Raw genomic sequence first — 22,738 nt, forward strand, 5'->3', positions numbered from 1 at the left:
TGATTAAATATATCTTTGTTTTTTGCAGCTTTGCAAATATTTTTAAAATAATTATTGATCATATGAGTTGGTGATTTGTTCTGCCATTTTGATATCGGCAAATAATTGTCTAATAATCAATAAAGTGGCATCACTAGTGGTGGTTGAGACTGAGTGCATCGACTCCAAGCTTTGAGCTGTTAAAAATTCTAAGAATAACTCTCTTTCAAAGTTTTTTGGTAAATTTTTAAATAAGACTTTAATGTAATACAAAAACAATAAAGTTGCTACTTTTTCATACTTTTCTTCAACTTCATCAATTAACTCAGCTTGATACTTCATAATTTGGGGTGCTAATTTGGCAAAAATCCCCACAATATCTACAAAACTAAGGGGTTTGTATAAGTCATAATCTGCATTAATTAACTTAAAACCTTGATTAGTTTCACAATTATCTAAGTAATTTTGAAATAAAACTAAAAAATTGTTTTTATCTAATGCACAACAAAATGGATAATCTTGGTAATTATGAGTCATCTTTTCACCCACTATCTCTTAATTTTTTAGTGTTTTATAATAAATATCTTCACCTTCTGAACCAACAACTTGAGCTTCTGCCACACGGGCATCATTTTCTTCTGAAATTGGTTTATCAATGATTCTACCAAAGTACCCTTCAGCTTCTTCACAGGCCAGAATCTTTTCATACAATAATAAGCCAAAATAGTAAGTCGTTGAAAAACTAATGGCTAAATTGTAGAGTAAAACTTCACTTTCTGAAGTAAATTTTCCTAGGTTATCGGGATCTTCTTCTAAAGTCTCTAATAAATCACTGATCATTTCATTAATTAAGTAAAAATGATCAATAACTAGGTTAAAATCTTTGCTTGGTAAGTATTCCCCAATGGTTTTTAAAATATTATTAATGCTAGTTTTGTATTTTTGAGGTATTTTTAATGATTTTTGTTCTTCACGAAAACTAACCCCAACACTCTTAAAAAATGACATGGCACTGCTTCTAATAATGCCCATTTGTGATCAAGGTGATTCAATTGGGAGCTCATTAAACATTTGAAAAGTATTATATATTCTTTTAAAATTTGAAAAAACATCACAAAGTGCTGATAATCTTAGAGTAAAAGTGATTTCATCTCTTTCGGTTTCTTCTTCAAAAAGACAACCATCAGCAAATAAATCATCTAAAAAACCTTGAAATTCATCAATATCTCTTGAAGCAAACCAGTTGTTTTGAACATCTTTTAGAAACTTAAATGAAGTGCCAAAAAATGAAAGAATAATGAAAATTTCATTGGTAATTATTTCTTTGAGAATTTGTCCATATTCTTCAAATTCTTTTTTTGTTTTTAAGACTTTTTTCATTTAATGTTCTCCTTTTCTATCCATTATTTTCAAGAATGTATTTTTCCACAACATTTTTGTAAACATTAATTTTTTTCATTTCAATTGCTGCACTTGGTTCTGGATTAACATCTGGGTGGTATTTTTTGGCAAACTTTCGATAGACTTTTTTAAAATTATCTAAAGTTGACAATTTTGAAATTTCAAAATAGTCAAAAGCATCATCAATTTCATCATTTAAAACCATTGTTTTAGTTTTTTCAAAGAAATCATCATAATCATTGGTGGTGTTATAGTGGTACTCTTGACTACTAGAACTACCCCCATAGGTTTCTTCAAATCTTATTGTTTCAGTGGTTAGTTCAATCACTTGATCTAACATTTTACTTCAGTGAAAGGTAAATTCATCACCAACATCAATCATTTCTTCAATTAATAAATGATTTTTATAAGGGATTACCTCTGTTTTGTTGCATAATAAGAGGTTTTTTTCAACAATACCTTCAATGGCATCTGTACAAGTTCTTTGCATCACATCATAAATTCGATAAACTGGGATTAATTGTTTTTGAACTGCAGAGAATGTGTAATTCATAACCTTTCAAAACTTTTCAGTTGTAAAATAACAAAATTTAACAACACTAGCTACAATTAATGTTGCTGTAAAGTTACCAACTACTGGTAATAGGTTTTGATAAAGTCCTTTAAAATCACTAGCACAAGGGTAAGCAAAAAAAGTCTCTCTAAAACTTGGTCTTGCAAATTGTCACTCAAAACCATGAGCATAATCTTCAGGTAGATCTTGAAAACGAGTAAGTTCTTCAATAGCATCATTGTACTTATCAATGATTTGGACGAGATTATTTACATCTCAAAAACTTTCAGTTTCAAAAGAACGTTCCCATAAGATAAAACTGGTTACTCCATCTGAATAGTCAAAGATGCTTTTTTTGATATTTTGCTCTTTTTTTAGTTTTTTAAATTCTTTTTTTCATCCCATTATATTAAACTCCTACAATAATTATACTTCATCCAACTAGACTTTTAATAATTCGTTATAAGTTTTATACTTTGGACAAAATTTTAAAACATAGTATTTAAAGTCTTTTGAATGATTGGGGTAAACTAAGTGGGCTAGCTCATGAATTATTACTGAATCTAGACACTCAATTGGATAGTGTAGTAAACGGATGTTTAATACAATTTTACTCTTTTGAGGGTAGCAAACACCTCATTTTCTTTTCATTTCTTTAATTGAAAGGTTTTTAAAGTCTAATTGCATAATTGCTTTTCAGTGATCAACACGTTTTTTGAATTCACCACTATATAATAATGCTAGTTTTTTATACATATGTTTAACAGTGTCCTCAAGTTCAGGATAAAGTTTGAAAACTAGGTCATTTTTGCTTTCAACTGCATCAGTGAATTTGACTGCAACTTCTTTGTCAAAAATCTTAACAAACCCTGGATTGCCAATTGCAAATTTAATATATTGCTTTCTTAAATTCAACATTTTGATGAACTTTTCAATATATTTATAGATAAATAATTCAATTTCTCACTCACTTGAGTGACTTGGAGCAGAGACTTCAATTTTATCATTATCATTTCTAATTCTAAATGACCTTTGATTATCTCTTAATGTTAAATTATATTCAACTGTTTCACCTTTATAGCTCAATTTCTTCTTGAACTTTTGCATTATTTTTTACTCCTTTTACTTTTTTTGCTTTTTTTGGTTTCTCTACCTTTTTACTTCGCTCTTCTAAAGCCTTAATGCGGTTTTCTCTTTGTTTTTCTTTTGCTTCTTTTTTTATAGCTTTTAATTCAGCATTAACATCTCTTGCTGAATTTTCCCCAAAAACAATTCTTCCTTCAACAACACTATCAACTAGTGAGTTGACAGCTGGTTTTTCAGAGAAAAAATCTAGAAAATCAAGTCTTTTTTTCTTTAATAAAATAACTTCAACAATTGTAAAACATCCAAAAACAACTCAACCACCCAGAGCAATTTGATAAACTATTAGTCAATTTGATCAAGGTTTAAAGGTTTGTTGTAAGGCAACTCAGTATTGATATTTTGGGTAAATGACTCCATTTAATTCTGATTCAGGTCCAGTGGGAAACCACTGAGATGTGTATCACAACAATCACAAAACTCCAATAAAAAATAGCGGGCAGATAAATTGAGAGACAACAACTTTAATTCTTTCATGATAAAGGGTTTTTGAAAAATATGGGAGTAGTCCAGTAAAGGTTGAAACTAAAAAAACTACAATTCAAATTATGGGAGCAATAATTTTTCTTGCCAATTCTACATCACCAACAACATTATCAAAATTTATTTCTCCACCTGCAATTACTTGCCCAGAAAAAACTGAGGCAATGGCATAACCAGTAAAGTTTTTCATTCCATCATCATAAAAGTATGATATAGCCATAAAAATTGGTGCTAAAATTCAAAAGAAAATCATTGCCATTCTTAAAAGAATGATAAAAATTTTAGTTGCCGGATTAGTAGTTTGAAAATTTCAAAAATTGATTCTTTTTTTCTTAGCTAACTTTTGTTTTTTTTCCTTTGTCATAGTCCACCTCTAACTTACTTGATTTTACCATTTTATAAAAAAATTTAGTAGAAACTAAATTTTAATGAGAATCCCAATCATCAAATTCGCGTTTGGAAAGAAAGTCCTTATCATCAGACTTACGAGATAATGAGGTTTCATGAATACTTTCATAATCTAAATTATTTACTAAACCCCCATTGGTTTCAACTTGACCTAATGCCTCAGGTTTTTTCTCAATTTCAGCTAAAGATACCGGCACAATTTTATTGTTGTCAATGTCATCATCTGTAATTTTACCAATTTTAATACCACTTAAAGTACCAGTTTTTTCAATTTCATCAATTGCTTCTTCAAAACTTTTACTCAAACCAGATTGCATATTCTGAATTCTTGTTCTCAATTCAGTTGGATCACTTGTAGCAGAACCCATAGCTATGTCTGAAACTGGACTATTTACAACTGCATTAGCAGTGTTGTAAACTTGGTTGTTAATAACTTTTGCTTTAATGACGGCAGCACTAACTGTGACACCGAGATCTCCACCCAATAAGGTAACAATTGAGATAATTATTGGCAATTGTGTTAGTCCTGTTTTAAAAATAACTAATGGCACTAAAAATAATAATAGAACTGAGAATGAAACATTAAATATTGTAGTAATTTTTTTAACTTGCTCATTTTTATTCAGTGACAAAAGCACAAAAATGAAATTAAGTACTTGGAAACCAATAATTGCTCAAACAATTATTGGAACAAGTGCAATTTCTTTAAGAAACACGACCTGTAGACTATCAATTCAGCTAATATAAACAAATGGTAACATAACCACAATTGCTACTGTTAATATAAATCCGATTGCTATTTTTCAAATTTTAAACCCCATATTTACGCCCCCAATTTCTGTATACTTTATATAATTATATCTTTTTTTACATCTAAATTTATAGATTTATCAAAAATCAGTTGGTAAACTCAAAACTGGTAAAATATAGGGTGATAAAAGAAATTAAGTTGAGAGTTGTTAAAAATTCAGGTTTTGATTAATTTTGGTTTCATTCAAGTACATGAATTATATCTTTAATGTTTTCTCCCATTTTTTCCATAATTTTTGGGGGAGTTTTGTTTGGATCAAAGCGAACACCAAACCCAAAACTATTTAATGACTTAGAAGAATCAAGAATTCTTTCTTCTTCATTGCCTCCAACTTCTTTTATGGCAACAACAACTTTAATTCTAACTGCATCCAGTAAATCTTCAAGGCCAAGTTGTCCAATAAATGGACCTGGATAAAATCCACTTGAACAAATTAAAAGCAATATATTTAAAGAAATCAAAATTGTAAGTAAAACTATCCAAAAAAAGTTAAACTTTTTCCCAACTCATTTTACATAATAGTTATAGGTTTTTTCTTGGTATTTAATGGTGTAGCTATCTTTTTGTGAAAGTTGCCCTCTAAAATAGGTTTCCTTAGAATTTAACTCTGAAGAAATAAACTCAGGTTCTACTCCTTGATGCTCTTCTTTTAAGATTTGGTTGTAGATTTCTACATAGTTAATTTCATTTAATTTTTGTTTTAATTCTTGATCGGTTAATGGAACTCCAATTGCTGGGGTAACTAGAAAAATTATTAGTGTTACTCATAACGATAATCAAAGAACTACACAAATTGATATTACTATAATTATAAATACTACATCCACTGTACTTAAGGGTGTATTTTCAGGGTTTCAATTAATATTTAACAAAAATGGCATTGCAATAATTATTCCAATTGTAACACAAGCAAATATTGCCATTTGCAAACAGCGATTCCATCGATAATACCCCTTTTTATTTTTTTTACTTAATGCAGTAATAGCTGTCCAATCAGCATTCTCATTAAACATTTTTTCAGTAAATTCCATAAACTAAGTCTCCTCTAATAAATTCATATAAAACAAGTGATATTTTAGTATCTGAACTAGATTTCCAATAATTAAAGCAAAAAAAGGTATAACCTTTATTATTACTTTAATAAACCCAAATAAAACAAATACTATATGATTATAAACAAAGTTTTATAGAAAAAAACAAATTTAATATTTTCTTTTTAAATAGCTCAAATTATTTTGACTCCTTATTTGCAAAGTTTGTTAAACCACTAAATTTTGATTGCCCTGTCTTAAGGATGATGCTCTCAAAGTAGATTTTTTCTAAACTTTGAGTATTTTTATCAAAATCTTGACTATATTTAATCTCACCTTGATCAATTATTGCAACATGGTCTGAAATATTTTGTAATTCATCAATAATATGACTTGTAATCACAATAGTTTTTCCTTCAGCTTTCATTTGTTCTAGTAAACTAATCATGGCACGACGTGATTCAATATCTAAATTTGAAGTTGGTTCATCTAAGAAAATACATTCAGGGTCATTTATTAAAGTTGCTGCCAACATGGCACGCTTTTGCATTCCAGCTGATAGTTCTGAAAATGTTTTTTTAGCATATTTATCTAATTCTAATTTTTCTAATAAAAATTTAGCTCTTTTTTTAGCTTCTTTTGGGTCAACTCCAGCCAATTCAGCACCATATAAACAAAAAAAGTAGATGCCAATTCCTCTAGGAAATAGACTTTGGTCTGTAAAAAAACTAAATTTTTTAAAAAAATCTTTAGTCTCATTGTTATATGTTACAGTTCCACTATCTGCTTTATATTCATTAAAAATAGTTTTTAATAGCGTTGATTTTCCAGCCCCATTAGGTCCTAGTAGAGTAAAAATTTTACCTGGTTTTATCTCTAAATTAATGCCTTTAATCCCAGCACCATTTTTAAAGACTTTTGATAAATTATTAATTGTAATCATAATGTGACTCCTTTTTTGAAGGTTGTCTTATTTTATAAACTAATTAAATTCCCGTCTGACTGAAGTTCTTGTATATTTAAATTAAAACACATTTTTACCATAAAATTTCATTTATTTATAAATTGATGGAAAACTCCATGGTAAAATTAATTGCTAACTAGTTCAAAATAAAATCCTAAACCAAAAGGTTTAGGATAATTTTAAAATACTTAATTTTATAAACTATTAAAATTTATAATTATTTGTGAGACTATTCTCCACCTTCAGTGGCTGCAGCTGCTTCAACTGTTACATTAAATTCAACTGATTTAACATCTTTTTTTTCTGATTTAATTGTGATTTTTGATTCCCCAACAGCAACAAATTTAATTGTAATAGTTTTGTCATCAATTTTAGCAGTAGCAACTGCTTCTTTGTCTGATTTAACTGTTAGTTTTCCTACTTCACCTTTAACTTCAACTGTAATAGTTTTGTCAGCATCTCCAACTTTTCCAGTTAGATTAGCTGGTGCAGTAATTGTACCTGCTTCTTGTTCTGGAGCTGGTGCAGGTGCAACATTTGTAGTATCTTTTGCAATAGTAACATTGATTTTACCAATTTCTTTACCATCATATTTTACAGTAATAACTTCTTTAACTTCAGCTGTTAATGCTGCAGTTTCTGCTTTTAAACCAATTTTAACATCAGTTTTTAAAACATCTTTAGTAAATTCAGTAACTTGTTGAGTAGTTACAATTGATTTGTCAGCTTTATCTGATGCAAATTCTAATTTAGTTTTTTTGTCAACAAAGGCAGCAATTTTAACATCTTTAACAGTGTCTTCTAATTTGTCTTTTGTTAAGGCAACTTTTCCTAATTCATCAACTTTGTCTCCACAGGCAACAACAGTTGCCCCTGTGCTAGCAACTAATCCAGTAGCTGCTAATAATCCTAATAATTTTTTCATTCAATTTTTTCCTTTCGATAATTAATTATTTATATACCAATCCTAGATTTCCGTACTAATATTTATTCATATCATTCCCTGTTCTAGAATCTACTAATAGCATATCGCAAATTTTCCAAATTACGAAAAATATTTTCAAATTCTTAAAAAAAATGCCTCTAAAAAATCATTTAGAAGCAATTTTTGGTTAAAAAACGCAATTGAATTGTTTGACAAGCAATAAAACATTCAAAATACTCAAAATATTTGATTCAAAAAACAAAATAAAAAAACACCTTTTGCAAAGTTTCGACAATAAAATACTCATCTTTTACTATCTCATTTATTTTAGGTGTTTTTTAAGTTAGTTTTAACCAAGAATCTTGGCTAATTGTACATTAGCTAAACTTTTTAAAATTATTGTGTATGAAATACCAAATATTAGTATAGTTAATACTAAAACCATTGGCAATAGTCATCAGTTTAGTAAAAACCCTACTGCCACATTCAAAATCAACAGGGCTGCTGGAACTATTGTATATAAAGTCAATAAGACAATTCCAATTCCCAATGCTGCCCCAACTAATGTTAAAGGTAAGAAGATCCACATTACAACTGAATTAATTTCTTTCATAAAGTAACCTTGAATTCGCATATAGCTCATAAAAGTTTTGTAATGTCCAACAAACATATCTGTCATTAAGTAAATAACTATAATGCTTGTGATAATACAAATTAAAATCAAAACAATCACAATTGCTAAGGTTGAAGCAATTAAGTCTTCAACTGCAGCTTCTCTAATTTTAATAAAATCAGTTTGCCCAATTGTTGGTTTCATAAAGGCTGCAAAGCCATCTGTAGTATTGTTCATGTTTGATGGAGTTAATAAGTAATTTTCAAAATGATCTGTAGCAACAGCACTTGCACTTAGTTTTGCATTACTATAGATGTTAATTGAACTACCATCAGCAAAGATTTGACGGGTTTCAGGTTCTTGATAACCTAGGAATTCGTTGGCATAAATTTGGTCCATAAAGAAGCGGTCACCATTATAAACTTTTTCAATACCCACAATTTTTAAAGGTTTTGATTCTTCTTCAAAAATTTGGTTGTGTAATAACCCTTCTTTTAGAGCAATGTTAAGTCATGAATTTGTTCCTGTCATAGCAATTTGAAATAAATCAATTGGGACATGACGATTATCTTCATAAGTGTAGATATCAAATGGATTCACTGTTAGTATACCATTACTATCTGCTGCTAACTTTTGTCCAGAATATGCTTCATAGTCATTGTTAACTTTATTTAACAATTCAACATCAACATTTTTAACATCTAACTGTAAAGTAATGTCTTTTAAGTTATAGTACTCAACCATGTCACCAGCTTCATCACGATAGTAAAATCCACCTTCTTGTTCTGCATCTGGTATTAAGTAACTAAATTTATCTAACTTCATAGTTGCTAAATCAATGCTTTTTCCATTAACTTTGTAACTTCAAGCACTTGTATCAAGAAATTGACTTTTGTCAATTTCTTTTACAGCAAGTTTATTGGTTGGTGTTTTTATGGTAAACTCTTGTCCAACTTGATATCCCCTTACTTTTAATTTTTCGTTAATTAAAACTGGGATATAATCTAAGTTACTTTGGTACTTAATGGTTTGTAAATTACTAAATTGAATTTGGTGATCTGTTCTAGTTAGATCTAAACCAAACCCTTCTAAATTTAAACCAGATTTAAAGTCATTTGCTTGCAATCTAGTATAAAGTTCATCAAAATCTAAATTAACTGGAATTGCCCCAAAGTTAAAGGCAAAATTTAAGTAATTAGTTTCATCAGCTTCTCATAATTGTTTAATTGTTGAAGGTAAAATATTGTTTGAAATATTTTTAATACATCCATCAACATTATCAATACCCGAAATTGGTTCTTGAGCAAATAATGTTGGTAACACTTGACAAGCAAAGTTATTAACTGTGGTTGTCACAGCTTTTCCAGCTTCTGGACTTGCTAAATTTCCAGCAGCAATTACATCATGTAAAGTTTGTGGAGAAATTGTTATTCCCTTAAATGTTAATAAGTTGTTGTAAACAACATCTTCAAAACTTTGAGCAAAATATTGATTCCCTAAAACTTCGGCATCTGCTAATAAGTTATAGTAAGCTGAACCTGATGTTTCTGATAAGTTTCTTTTAACATAAGTGTTAAAGATTGAAACAGCTGCATTTGATGCTTGCCTATCAGCAGTTACCTGATAAAAGGCTGGTCGAGTTAGTGGATTATTAGTCACTTGGTTTGCATAACTGTAATCATTGTTATAATCAATTCTAGTAAAATACTCTTCTTTCATTTTTGTCATTGAAGAAGGCAAAATACTTGCAAAAGTTAAAATTAAACTTGAAAAAGTAATTACTCCTAAAAAAGTGAATAAACTGCTAACTGAAGTTGAAACCAAAATCATTCTTAACTTACTTGTAAAACGTTGGTACTTGAACTTATAAATAAGTCTAGTTAAAGTTAAGTTTGGTTGGTGACTTTTACTTGGTGCTAGTAAGGCCAATGGGTTTTGACGAATTGTAGCATAGGCTACAATTCCAACAACAATTGTATTTAAAATTAAAAATCCCAATAATAAGAAAATTAATATTTGTCAATCGATTGTAAACAAAACTGGAATATTAAAGTAATTTTCAAAAACCTTCATAACTGGTGTTTGTAAAAAGATACTTAATGCTCACCCAATTGGGACAATTACAAGTAAAGGTAAGCCCATATAAGCTAAATAATTTATTAAGATTTTCCCATTTGAATAACCCAATGATTTTAGATTACCAATTTGTCCTCTTTGACTCACCATGACCTTTTTAACAATTGTGTAAATCATAAAGGCAATACATAACATAAAGATTAGACAAAAAATTATTAAAATAGCTAAAAATAGTGAAGATACAGTCATAATTAATTCACTTCTTAAAGCTAAAGTTGAAGTTGCATCTTTAGCTTCTAAATTTGCTCGAGCATATCTTAAATCATCATTAAAAGTATTTGTAGTTAAAGCTTCAATTGCATCTGGAAGTGTTACCATGTTATCTGCAAGATACAGCTGAAACAATTTAACATTATCAACTAGGCTATTTTGCTCTCCAAAATAGCGCATATAAGTACGACTCACATCTTGATAATTAGAACTTGGCACTAATGGGGCCCTGCTCTCTAAATAGTTAAAGTATTTTTCGAAAGTTATTGAGTTAGTATAAAAGACTGCTTCATTACTTTGATTTGAAATTAAATCTTCTTCATAAATTGTTGGATAAGTGTTATAGTAATCTGTTCCAATAGCATCTAAACGGAATTCATCTGCTTTTGTATTGAATTCAGGAAATATTTTATAAATTTTTCCCAATTCTCACTGATTTTCTTCAACCCATCCACTTGATGCCATAAAACTATTACGAGTTAAAACATCATTTCCTTGTAATTGATCATAAATTGTGTAACTTTCAGGATAATAGAAGTGTGTTTCATCAATTTTTTGATTATTACTTGTTATTGTTGTTGTGTTATAAAATGATGAAATAAAGCGGAATTTTTGTCCTTCTTTATTTCACATAACAACTTCACTAGTTAATTCAACTGTAAAGTTTGTTAAGTTCCCCAAGATTTTAAAATATGTTTCAAATAAATTACGACTTGTGATGTTTTTTTGATCAATAATAAAACCTGCAGGTTCTTGAGGTGATCAAAAGAGATTTCGAGCCTCAAAGTCCTTAATTGCATAAGTTCCATTTTTGTACAGTTGCTCAATTCCATAAGATCTTTGATTTTTATTATCAAAAACTTCTGCAATTGTTGAACGGTCTGCAAGATAGTATTGAGATTTTGCTGAATCTTCATCTAAACTTGTAAATACTCTTCCAATTCTTCCATTAAAACCTTTAGTTTTAATTTCTTCAAGACTTTCAGGCTCATTTTCTGCTGATTGAAAATTGATTCTGGTTTCAACAATTGTCGCATCTTGTTCAACTTTGTAAATTTGGGCAATAACATTTTTGATTGTTGAGGTTATTGCAGAGTTGTTTACATAAAACATGTAATCAAACAAGTTGCTAGCAACAGTTAGATCACTAGTTGACAAGTTTCCTTGAAAGTAATTAAACTTTTGGTACAATTGCCCAAATAATGAATTTTTAAAGGCAGCATTTTCAAAGTTAAAACGATAAAAACGTCCAAATTCACCACTTTGTACAATTGCTAACTTTTGTTGTAAGTTGAATCTACTGACCACCTCACCTTGACTAGGTTGATATGGTCTGATATTTGCTGGATCATACTTTGATTCAGTATCACCAAAACCAAAATTAACATAATATGTTCCATAAATTTCATAAATTGCTGAATCATATGTAAATTCACCCTTTTGGTTTTTTGCAATTTTAAATTCATATGGTTTTAAAACAGCATCGTTAGCGCCAATTATTAAAGTTGCATAACTGGTTTGGTTGGCACTTAAAACATCTAAGTTAAAGGCAAACCATGGGTTTAAAGTTTGAACATCATTTGCATCATAACCACTTGTGGTATAACGAAATGAATAATCATAAGGTACATAATTTTGAGTAATCCTATCTTTGGTTCTAATTAAGTTTGAAGCTGAGATTCCAAAAGTGGAAGTAAAAACCACACTTAATAAAATTAACAAGATAAAAATAATAAATTGTACATAGTCCTTAATGAACTTCATAAACCCATTTTTAAATAATAACATTTGTTACTTCCCCCTTAATGAGTTACAAAAATTTAAAATTAATAGACTAGTAAATATTGTAAAATTGTACTCCATCTTTGAAGCAATCAATTCCACTTATGACTCAGTATGGGTTATTTACATCTCCACTAATATTTGCTCATTTTACTTTATATTCAAAGTTAACAGGTTTCAAGTTTTTAACTAAACCTGTTCCATCATAGTCAAGTAAATCAGTTTCGTCAATTATTCCTTGTTCAACACCAAGAACTTTTCCTGAGATTCTGTCTGGATCAACTAAAGCTAAAGCACTTTGTGTTGGAGCTTTTTCATCTAAAGTTGTTTGATTTTCAACAATTGTTTGGTATGGGTTAAAGTTATGTGGCACTTCAACTTTTTTAGTTTGCTTACTTGCTGTTGAAGAAGTATCACCTCTACCTGTGTATTTTAAAGTAAATTGCATTTCACCACCAAGTTCTTCATTTGAAGTTGTGTTTAAATTTACATCAGTTCTTTCTCAGTAGTTATCATCAAAAATGTATTGGTAAATCATTCCATGTGTTGCATACATTCCTTGGTTGACATTGGCTTTTAATGAATTAAAGATTTTTATAAATTCATTGCTACCTTTTTTTTCTGAATCTGTCAAAGTTGTATAAACACGTTCTAAGTATGAACCAGGGTTATAACCACTACCATTAAATCCTAAAATTCTTAAATAATCTTGTTTTTGTAAGTTTGTTAAATTTCTAAAAGCACCTGAAAATTTTGATTTTATTGCTTCAACTGAGGCAACTACGTCTTCATCAAGAGTAATTTCAAAACAACGTTTATATACTTCTAATAAATTTAGTGCTCCCTCACCATTTTTTGATAAAACTTGGTCATTTCATGCATCACCTGCATTCTCAAAAAGAGATAATAACCCTGAAGCTGGTCTTCCAAATGAACCTGTTGTTGTAAATAAAGCAGTGGCAGCTTTTCTTTCAGCACCAGTTTTTGCTTTAATTTCAGCAATCATTTGACCAACTATTTCAACCATAAGTTTTGCATTAGTACTTTCTTTGTCATCTAAAATTAATTCAATTGATGGTTTACCAGTAATAGGATTAGTAATTTCCTCAGAATTACCTTGATATTTTCTTAAAACATCAAATCCAATGTGACTTGGTTTTACTGTGTCTGCACCAAGTTGTGAAACTGTTCCTAAAGGATCTGGTGCCTTAGGAAGTTCTTTTATTTTATCTAATAAGTCATCTGTGAAATGTTCTCGCATTTCTCCAAGGTAATTTGGTTGAACTATATAATTAAATGCATGTCAAACATTAGTGATTAGTGAAAATGAGATTCCTTGTAAGAATCTATCATTGGGTACATCACTTACTACAATTGGCATTAAGTAGTTTGCAAGTTCACCTGTAAACATAGCTCCTGATGAAGTTGTTGAAAGGTTTTGTAGTAAAGAACCATAAAATGAAACTCCTGCTCCAAAGTTATTACTTTGACCAGCCTGAGCCATTCTTCCCCCAACTTCATTAAATTCAATCTTTTGGTCACCATCTTTTAGAGTTGATCATTTTTCATTACCAGGTTTATCATTAGTATAACCTGGTGCTAATTCTAGATTACTTTTACCTAACTTTCGGTTAGCATCTCATCCACTATTATTTCACTGATTATCTTTATCTTCAAAATTGAAATTTATTGCTGATTTACCTGTATACATTAAAGAGTTATATCATGCATAACCCCCTCCATTGCTATCGTAATCTCAAGTTCCTGGCCCTACATTTTGAAATAAAGTTCCTTGGTCCATTCTTGCACGAGTGTCTCCTGGGTATCCTCCATCAAAACCTTTATTTAATAAGTAGTTTGTTAAAGCACCTGTATCTTGAATTCCTCATGCTAATTGACGACGATCGTAATCACTTGCCAAACTCAAGTCTTTGTGAAGTCCTGCCAAGTAACCTTTAGCTCCATTACGATCAGGGTTGTTGAAAGAAAGTTTACTTCCATCTTGGTTCATTGTGTCATAGAAAGTTTTTTCACCATTAATTATATTTTGATAAAAGTCATCACTATACATTCCCATAACATAACTTGCCATTGCTCCAGCACCCATATCTTGATCTAGAGACTCAATTGAAGGTGCTAAAAGTTTTTTATAAAGGTTGAAATATTTTTGAGTATTTATACTTTTAATTTCACCATTATCATTAAATTCATATTCAGTTGGAAAACGACTTACCATAGCTTCTGGTGTTAGAAACATTGACAATAGTTCATTTACATTAAAGTTAAGATTTTCATGTCTGGCTGCAAGAATTAATCTTGTCATAAATTCTGCTCCAGCAACCATTTCTGATTGAATATCAGTAGTATTTGATTCTTGAGGTTTTAACTTTTTACCACAAGCAGCTACTGGGGCTACAATTGAAGATGTTAAAGTTAAAACGCTTAAAACGCTTAATAATTTTTTCATATAGTTTTTCTCCTAATTTGTTTTTTAAATGTTATTTAGTTTTATAATTAAATAAGAACAATTTTAGGGAACAACCTTTTTTTATAATTTCTTAAATTATTTGTTTTATTATGGGCTATTTTTAAAATGATTTTTAAAAATCAACAAGTACTAACTTCAAAACCAAAGTAGTCACTTTGGTTTGCACTAAGTTCTTGCTCAGTTTCATTTTTTTCAAAACTTGCAGCAACCACAATTGGTTCTAACTTTTGTCTACGTAATTCTTGTGCGTATTTCAAAGACAACAAATTTATTAAGTAACTTACAAAACCAGCAATAAGTACTAATATTAATGATGTAAAAGATAGGTAAAGTAAGTTTGCTCTTAAGGTCATTAAGTCAACAATGTTATTTATTTTTGCTTGTAACAGATCAATTGAAACTACAGTTTCGTAAAGTTGGTGATTAACTATTGAGTTTAGGTTAATGCTTCAAAAATAAATTAAACTTGGAACTAAACCAGCAATAAAAACAAATTTTAAAATCAATTTTGAAGTTGTCACTAATTTTTGATAGTGTTTATCACTAATTTTTTTGCTTAAGAAATAATCAATGTTTACAACTAGTTCTTTGCCAACTAAAAAACCAAAAGCTAAGGCAGACAAAAAAATTAGCTTTTGTTTAGTTATTAAAATGATGACATTGAAGCGCTCTGTAACTGAATAATTTTCAAGCAATAAAAATTGCAGTAGTGAAAAAAGACTACTAAAAAATATCGTACACAAAAGCAGCCAAAGATACTTGTTTTTAAACATAATTTTATTCCCTTTGATTTAATATCAAAGTTATTATACACTTAAAGTGTTAAAAATATATTATTTTTCAAAATAAAAGTGAATTATTTTCATAATTCACTTAATATTTTTAAATTCTAGCAAAACTTGTTTACTTTTTGGTATACTGAATTTCATGTCCACCAAAGCCATTTCTTAAAGCCGCTAAAACCTTACCAGCAAAGGTGTCTTGTTGCTTGCTTCTTTGTCTCATAATTACTGATAAAGCAATTACTGGAGCAGGAGTTCCTTGTTTCATAGCTTCTTCAACAGTTCAAAGTCCTTCACCATTCATATTAACAACACCGCTGATGTTGTCTAAAGCATTGTTATTTTCAAAGGCTGCTTGAGCTAATTCAATTAATCAACTTCTAATGACACTCCCATGGTTTCACATTTTGCTAACTTGTGCTAGATCAAAATCAAATTCTGAGTTTTGTAATAATTCATACCCTTCTGCAATTGCTTGCATCATTCCATACTCAATTCCATTATGAATCATTTTACAATAATGTCCACTTCCTGCTGCACCAGTATGCAAATAACCATTGGTAACTGCAAGTTTTTTAAAGATTTCTTCATATTTTTGGACGACTTTTAAGTCTCCTCCAACCATAAGACAAGCTCCATTTAAAGCTCCACTTTGACCACCACTAGTTCCACAATCCATAAAATCAATTTTTTTAGTTTGTGCTGCTTGGTAACGTTTTATTGAATCTTGATAGTGTGAATTTCCTGCATCAATAATTACATCTCCAGGTTCTAATAAAGTTAATAATTCTTCAAAACAATTTTGAGTTATTGCACCACTTGGCAGTAATAGCATTACTGTTCTGGGTTTTGGTAAGATTTCAATTAACCTAACTAAACTACTTGCAGTTTTGATATTTGCTTGTGTTAACTTTGGGTAAGTTTTTTGATCAATGTCAAAACCAACAGGGTCTAATTGTTGTTTTGCCATATTTTTAATTAAATTTAAGCCCATTTTTCCTAAGCCAATTAATCCAATCATAGTTTTTTTCTCCTTTTTCTATTCAAAGTCTAAATTGTTAAAATAATCACAAATTTGCTTTACACTAGTATTTTCTTGATATACTTTTAAAGCATCAGCTTCATCACTAAATGCTATTGCAATGTTTTGTAAAAACTCTAATTGGTTATCACCTTTTAATGCTAAACCAATCACTCATTTAACAACCTGTTGATCTCATTGTAAGGAGTTGGCAAGTCGAATCACTAAAACTCCTTCTTGTAAAATTAAGTCACAGTCTTGTTGTTGACCATGCACCAAAGCTAAGTAACTGCCAATTGCAACACTATCTGCTTGGTCTCTATTTATTAAAGACTGTGTGTACTCTGGTTTTGTTCAATTTCTTTTACTAAACTCTGCTCCAATAAAGTTTAAAACTTCATTTTTATTGGCAAAATTTAAATCTACTAAAACATTTTCTTGTGAAATTTTCAATTTCATCACCTTCTTACTCTGTTTTGACTTTAACTAATAATTTTGCATATAAATCATCAAAAATGTTTTTTCCCAAAAATTGTTTCACTGGGTAAATGTAAGCATGTGGTGATTTTTCTTGGGCAAATTCTGCAAAATTTGTCATTGTTACCACAATATCTATGCTTGGATCTAAGTCCTTAACTGCACAGTTTTTAACTTCAATGTCAATGTTATTTTGTTGACACCATTTTTTTATAATTCCTGCAGCCATAGCACTTGAACCAACACCAGCATCGCATGCCACCATTAGTTTTTTTGCAGTTTTAAAATCAAGAGTTTGGTTTAAAACTGGTGCTTCACTAAATGATAATCCTTCTTCAGTTACTTGAACCCCAGTTACAGCAACATTTGCTTTTCTTTTAAACATCATAATAACTGATGCTACTCCAAAACTTGCCAAAGCTCCTGCAAAAACTGCAATTACATTAACTAAAATTCTCATTCCACTACCTGACATTGCAATTACTGAAATTAAACTACCTGGTGAAATTGCAGCAATGGCTCCTCCTGCAAAGATTTTTACAATTGATAAAGAAACAAATGCTCCTGAAATTGTAGCTGGAACCATGATTGGTTCAGTTAAAATGTAAACGTAATGAACTTCATGGATTCCTCCAATTAGCTGGATAATACTACTTCCTCCAGCTGCTGCTCTTTGTTGTTTTCTTCAAACTGTGTAAGCTATTAATAATCCAAATCCAGGTCCAGGATTCCCCCCAACCATAAAGAAGGCTGAAAATCCTTTACTACTCATTTCTACTTCTTGTAACCCTAATGGGATCATTACCCCTCAATTAAGAGCATTATTTAAGAAAATTGCACGCAATGGTTCAGTAAATATTGCCATAAAGGGAAAGGCTCAAGGTGCTCGAGTAAATAGTTCAATAATTTCAACCATTACAAAACTAATACCATACATAATAAATCCTCAAGTGAAAAAGACTAAAAAGATTCCTAAAATTACTAACCCAGCTTGTGAGAAGTTTCTCACTAGCATTTCGTACCCTGGTTTAATACGATTTATATAATAACTTTCAATTTTTTTAACCATAAAAGTTAAAAGTGGTGCCACAACCATTGCTCCAACTATTTGGTTTGGAGCTGCCACATTTTTAACAATGTCTGCTCCCATTCTTCAGTCTGCTGCATAGTTTGCATAGATGAAGTCATTCCCAACAATTGCTGCAAATGTAAATGTAGCTCCGATCATAGCACCTCTAGCTCCATAAATCATGTGACCTGCAGTATAACCAATCAAAACAGGAATTAATCACTTCATCATTGGAGCAATTAATACCCCCATTGGTTCAAAAGTAATTCATCCGGTTTTGACTCAAACATCATTTTCCATTTTTCCTAAAAAAGCAGCTGCTAATAATCCTCAGGCAATAAGGATTCCAACAGTGGGCATAATCATACCTGCCATAAAACTTCCAGCCTTTTGGATATATTTTTTTCAAACTACTTTTGAGTTTTTTGCTTTGTCAATAATTAAACTCTTATCAACATCAGCTTTTAATTTTAAATTGTCTTGGTTTTTTTCTTTTTTCATTAAGCTGTCCTCCACTTTGAGTATAGGACAAATGAAATTATTTAATATTGTTTTTAAGGCATTGTAAATTAGTTAGCAAAAAGTAAAATAGTTCACTACTTTAAACTTAAGCAGTGAACTAGTTTCATAGTTATGGCTGTAAAAGTTACCACACAACTTTGTTGATGACTTAAAATTTCTTCATTATTTAAAGCAAACAAAACAACATCTGCATGTGGGACAAAGCTTGAATCTGGATTTGCTGTGATTAAAATTATCTTGGTGTTTTTTTCAACAGCTTGATTTAAAATTTTTGCAATACTAGGGGTCATCCCTGAATATGTGAAAAATATTGTCACATAATTTTGATCTGCATTGGCAATTATTTTTTCTTGGACATCAACATCAAAAGAAGTTTGACTATTGTAACCCAACTTAATTAAATAGTTATTTAATAAATTACAAATCATTGTGTTTGGTCCTTTACCAAACAATTGAATAGTTTTACTAGCTTTAATAATTTCACAAATTGCTTTAATTTTGTGTAAATCAATATGGGCAATGTTTTCTAATAATACTTGACTGTATTCAAGCATACTTTTATCTAAATCTTGGTTTTCATCAATATCCACATTTTTATAAATATGATGTTCTAAGTAAACTCGACGAATTAGGTCTTTGTAACCTTCCAAACCAAGTTGTTTACAAAATTTGACAATTGTGGCTTTTGAACAAAAACTTTGTTCAGCCAACTGATTAATTGTTAATGTGTCAATGTGATCTAAGTTTTTTAAAATGACCTTAGCAATTAAGTTGGCAATTGAATTATTGTCTTCTTGAATTATGTTTTGCAAAACTGTAATTATATTTATCTTTCTCATTGTTACTTCCTGTTACCTAACTTAATCATATACTTTTTTAACACAATTTGTTTAACAGTTTTTTAATCTACTTTATTTGAAAAATCAAAATAATCTATTTAAAACCATTTAGTACTATATCTACTTTAAAATAGTGCTAATTTATGATAAAATATTAAGGTCAAAATAATATCAGTCAACATATTTGTAAGAGGAGATGAAAACATGTATGTCAGAAAATGAGATTTTAGAGATGATTGAAGACTTTGATTTAAATTAATTGCAATTACTTTAGTTTTAACATTTTTAGTATTAGATTATTCTCAAAAATTAATTGGTGCTTGTTTCATGTCGGGAACAGAATGGGCAATTTATGGAGCTGATTCAGACAAAATTATAGCTTATGACTATTTAGGCTTTAACATTTATTATGTTACAAGTTTTACCTTTATTACCACAATCTTTATTTTTATGTGATTGCTAGTGGCAATCATTAAACACAATATTATCTTTGGTCGTTGAGAAAGAAGTTTTTGGATTTCAAGACTGGTTACAGTCTTGATTGCAACTTGTGCTCTGTTAAATACTACTATTTACTTATTTGTAAATTTGCCAGTTTACTTAGTTCAAGATAAATTTGCACCATACTCAATTTTATACTTAATTGGAGATGTTCTAATTAACACTGTCCCAACCATTGGTTTAGTAACTTATGTTTACTTTATTAATACAGTAAGTTATGAAAAAGTTTACCTAGAAGACTACTTTAAAAAACAACTACCTTGAGTATTTGTTTATCCAGCAGTTTACTTAGGAACAGAATTTGGCCGAATTCTCTTAATTCACTACCAATATGGTTTAAGAGTCAATGCCACAAGAAACCACCATGGGTTTAGATATTTCTTCTTAGAGATATTTAACAACAATCTTTTTGGAATGTATGGAGCTATTTGGTTTGTTTTTGTTATTTTAATCTGTGGAGGCTTATTAGTTGGTTATTCACTACTTACTCACATTGCAATTGAAAGTAGATCTAAAAGATAAAAAAATCGCAAATTTGCGATTTTTTTTAAGCTTATTTATTCAGGTTTAAATTCTTTATAACCTGTGAACAATAAATACTTGACATCTGTTGCATCACCAATTGTTCAACCATCATCAAAAAATAATACTAGCGCCTGGTCATCATCAAGAACTGTTATTTCTGGTGAACCATCTGCTGGGTGGTAAATAAAATTCATTTCTTTATAAAAGTCAATCTCTTTTACATCTGTCCCAAAGATTTTAATATATTCACCTTTTATTCTAGTGACAAACGAATCCACATTTTCATCTTTATGTGGTGAAAATGGCGATTTTGACAAATCCTGCTTTTCAATTGTCAAACTTCCTTTTAATGATTTAAATAAATCACTAGCTTTATTTACAGTAAAAGCAATTGTATCTGATGACAATAAAATAGTTTTGTCATCCACATGTTCTAGCACACCTGCTTTTGAACCTCAGGCTCTAGTTACCACAAAATCAATATCATTTTCTGTAACCTTTTCTAATTTCGTATCATTTTTTGCATTTGCATCATCAATTTTTTTGTTAATTCATTGAACAACATCATCTTTAACATCACCATATTTGGTTTGTTTTGCTTCTAAAGTAATTTCATTTGAAATTGATGCAACATCAATTGTTATGGGGTTATTTAATGCAGGTGTTTCATCTCCTCCATCAGTGTTTCCATTGTCTATACTTCCATTGTCTGTATTGTTGTTCCCTTCATCTGGTGTTCCAACACTTGGTGAGCAACAAGCAACAGCACTTGCACTTGTTGAAACTAATGTAGCAGTTCCTAATAAACTAAGTAATTTTTTCATAATATTTTGTACCTCCTATTTTTTTATTTTGATATAAATTACACTAATATTTTACTATCAAAATATTTCAAAATCTTGGTTTTTTTTAAGAATGTTTTGTTTAAAATTAAATATTTGCTAGAAAATATCTCAAAATAACACCAATAATGTTATTAATCACCATATTCACCCATAAATTATTCAAAACTCAAATAAATTCATTAATTCTTTTATTATTTAAATACAAAAAAACCCTATATTTTATAGGGTTTTAATGCTTTATTGGTTTGTTAAACTTCTAAAAACTTGTAAACTATTTCTTTAACATCAACAAAATTAACAACAGGTCTTGAGATAATTTCTGCTAAATTATGGTTTGCTACCATAAATGAGCGAAAAGCTGTTCTATCTCACATATTATGGTTTTTACCATTAACTGCTCTTCCATGATCGGTCACTAGCAATAATAATGTGTTTGGATCATCTCCATAACTTGAAAACAAATAATCAAATAAAAAATAGTAATATTTGTAAACTTCCTGAACATACTCTGAGTCATAAGTCATTCCCAAATGACCGGCATTATCTGCTAAAAAATCATAGAAAAATGAGAAATTATACTCATGTGAGTTGAGTTGATCTTTAAAATCTTGATACTGAATATCTAAGAATGTTTTTGCATCAGCTAAATTATCATTTATATAACGAGCTGCTAAATTTTCACCAAGTGTATAATTAAGCAAATCTGAAATAGTTGTCTTATAATTTAAAACTGTGGTGATAAAATGGTGTCATGAAAGCAAGGCTGAGGTTCTTAAACCACCATCTTTTGAATTTTCAATTAGGTTAAAAATGTTATATCAATTTTTGTTTCAATAACCTCCCAAAATATTACGATATCCCATAACTGATTCAAAAGATGGAATTTCGTACTCTGCACTATAAATCTCTTTATTTTTTATTTTTTCTCGATATTCATCATTCAATGTTCATTCTAAAAAATGTTCTCAGACAATACCATCAAAAGAAAACAAAATTACATTCTTCCGGGCATCTAACTTGCGATTTTGATAGTCAGCTTCAATCTCTTTTTGCCAAGCTTTTTGTTCAGGTGTACGATACTCTCCCACATGAAGCATCCACAATGATGCTGAATATAGTTGAAAGTTAACAATAAAGATGGCTAAAAATGAGACTGGTAAAACTAGAATCGAAATAATGATTAGTAAGTGCTTTAATTTAAAATGGATTTTTGATATTTTCATTGATACT

Annotated in this window: 19 protein-coding genes; 1 reads left to right on the forward strand and 18 read right to left on the reverse strand. The window is 29.7% G+C overall.

The features are described from left to right. Nucleotides 1-51: 51 nt before the first annotated feature. The 16 genes from SCLAR_RS05810 to SCLAR_RS05885 form a co-directional block, all read right to left on the reverse strand. Entirely contained in the window at nt 52-516 is a 465-nt protein-coding gene (locus tag SCLAR_RS05810; RefSeq protein WP_100254989.1) for a hypothetical protein, read from the reverse strand. A gap of 18 nt (nt 517-534) precedes the next feature. Next, nucleotides 535-1,359 (reverse strand): hypothetical protein, encoded by an 825-nt coding sequence (locus tag SCLAR_RS05815; RefSeq protein ID WP_100254990.1) that lies wholly within the window; start codon nt 1,357-1,359, stop codon nt 535-537. Between the two features lie 16 nt (nt 1,360-1,375). Next, the gene (locus SCLAR_RS05820) at nt 1,376-2,338 is read right to left on the reverse strand and encodes a DnaJ domain-containing protein (RefSeq protein WP_100254991.1); all 963 of its coding nucleotides are present in this window, start codon (nt 2,336-2,338) and stop codon (nt 1,376-1,378) included. A 36-nt stretch (nt 2,339-2,374) separates the two neighbouring features. Next, nucleotides 2,375-3,040 carry a M48 family metallopeptidase gene (locus SCLAR_RS05825; RefSeq protein WP_100254992.1) on the reverse strand — a complete coding sequence of 222 codons (666 nt, stop codon included), beginning with the start codon at nt 3,038-3,040 and terminating at the stop codon, nt 2,375-2,377. After that, entirely contained in the window at nt 3,009-3,923 is a 915-nt protein-coding gene (locus tag SCLAR_RS05830) for a hypothetical protein (protein WP_100254993.1), read from the reverse strand. Before SCLAR_RS05830 ends, SCLAR_RS05825 begins: the two co-directional genes overlap by 32 nt. Before the next feature lie 61 nt (nt 3,924-3,984). Next, nucleotides 3,985-4,788: a hypothetical protein gene (locus SCLAR_RS05835; protein ID WP_100254994.1), complete on the reverse strand. Its 804-nt coding sequence runs from the start codon at nt 4,786-4,788 to the stop codon at nt 3,985-3,987. A 157-nt stretch (nt 4,789-4,945) separates the two neighbouring features. After that, entirely contained in the window at nt 4,946-5,809 is an 864-nt protein-coding gene (locus SCLAR_RS05840) for a hypothetical protein (protein WP_100254995.1), read from the reverse strand. Between the two features lie 199 nt (nt 5,810-6,008). Beyond that, nucleotides 6,009-6,752, reverse strand: coding sequence for an ABC transporter ATP-binding protein (locus tag SCLAR_RS05845; protein WP_100254996.1), 744 nt, complete (start codon nt 6,750-6,752; stop codon nt 6,009-6,011). A 250-nt stretch (nt 6,753-7,002) separates the two neighbouring features. Next, the gene (locus SCLAR_RS05850; RefSeq protein ID WP_100254997.1) at nt 7,003-7,698 is read right to left on the reverse strand and encodes a lipoprotein; all 696 of its coding nucleotides are present in this window, start codon (nt 7,696-7,698) and stop codon (nt 7,003-7,005) included. A gap of 349 nt (nt 7,699-8,047) precedes the next feature. Continuing rightward, nucleotides 8,048-12,445, reverse strand: a complete 4,398-nt coding sequence (locus SCLAR_RS05855; protein ID WP_100254998.1) for an ABC transporter permease — start codon at nt 12,443-12,445, stop codon at nt 8,048-8,050. A gap of 46 nt (nt 12,446-12,491) precedes the next feature. Continuing rightward, nucleotides 12,492-14,906 carry a hypothetical protein gene (locus tag SCLAR_RS05860; RefSeq protein WP_100254999.1) on the reverse strand — a complete coding sequence of 805 codons (2,415 nt, stop codon included), beginning with the start codon at nt 14,904-14,906 and terminating at the stop codon, nt 12,492-12,494. Nucleotides 14,907-14,953: 47 nt separating this feature from the next. Further along, on the reverse strand, nt 14,954-15,622 hold the full coding sequence (locus SCLAR_RS05865) for a hypothetical protein (RefSeq protein ID WP_169921861.1): 669 nt from the start codon (nt 15,620-15,622) through the stop codon (nt 14,954-14,956). A gap of 208 nt (nt 15,623-15,830) precedes the next feature. Then, on the reverse strand, nt 15,831-16,730 hold the full coding sequence (gene gnd, locus SCLAR_RS05870; protein ID WP_100255001.1) for a phosphogluconate dehydrogenase (NAD(+)-dependent, decarboxylating): 900 nt from the start codon (nt 16,728-16,730) through the stop codon (nt 15,831-15,833). Between the two features lie 18 nt (nt 16,731-16,748). Then, entirely contained in the window at nt 16,749-17,183 is a 435-nt protein-coding gene (locus SCLAR_RS05875) for a PTS mannitol transporter subunit IIA (RefSeq protein WP_100255002.1), read from the reverse strand. Nucleotides 17,184-17,196: 13 nt separating this feature from the next. Further along, a complete protein-coding gene (locus SCLAR_RS05880; RefSeq protein WP_100255003.1) occupies nt 17,197-18,777 on the reverse strand; it encodes a PTS sugar transporter subunit IIBC family protein in 1,581 nt (526 codons plus the stop codon). Between the two features lie 95 nt (nt 18,778-18,872). Then, nucleotides 18,873-19,637, reverse strand: a complete 765-nt coding sequence (locus tag SCLAR_RS05885) for a MurR/RpiR family transcriptional regulator (protein ID WP_100255004.1) — start codon at nt 19,635-19,637, stop codon at nt 18,873-18,875. A 204-nt stretch (nt 19,638-19,841) separates the two neighbouring features. Here SCLAR_RS05885 and SCLAR_RS05890 point away from each other — a divergent pair, with 204 nt between their 5' ends. Next, entirely contained in the window at nt 19,842-20,660 is an 819-nt protein-coding gene (locus SCLAR_RS05890; protein WP_100255005.1) for a hypothetical protein, read from the forward strand. 35 nt (nt 20,661-20,695) lie between these two features. Here SCLAR_RS05890 and SCLAR_RS05895 read toward each other — a convergent pair whose 3' ends face one another. Then, nucleotides 20,696-21,487 carry a hypothetical protein gene (locus SCLAR_RS05895; protein WP_100255006.1) on the reverse strand — a complete coding sequence of 264 codons (792 nt, stop codon included), beginning with the start codon at nt 21,485-21,487 and terminating at the stop codon, nt 20,696-20,698. A 269-nt stretch (nt 21,488-21,756) separates the two neighbouring features. Next, nucleotides 21,757-22,731 carry a hypothetical protein gene (locus SCLAR_RS05900; protein WP_100255007.1) on the reverse strand — a complete coding sequence of 325 codons (975 nt, stop codon included), beginning with the start codon at nt 22,729-22,731 and terminating at the stop codon, nt 21,757-21,759. Nucleotides 22,732-22,738 lie beyond the last annotated feature (7 nt).

The sequence above is a fragment of the Spiroplasma clarkii genome (genome assembly GCF_002795265.1).
GTDB classification, from domain to species: Bacteria; Bacillota_I; Bacilli_A; order Mycoplasmatales; family Mycoplasmataceae; genus Spiroplasma_A; species Spiroplasma_A clarkii.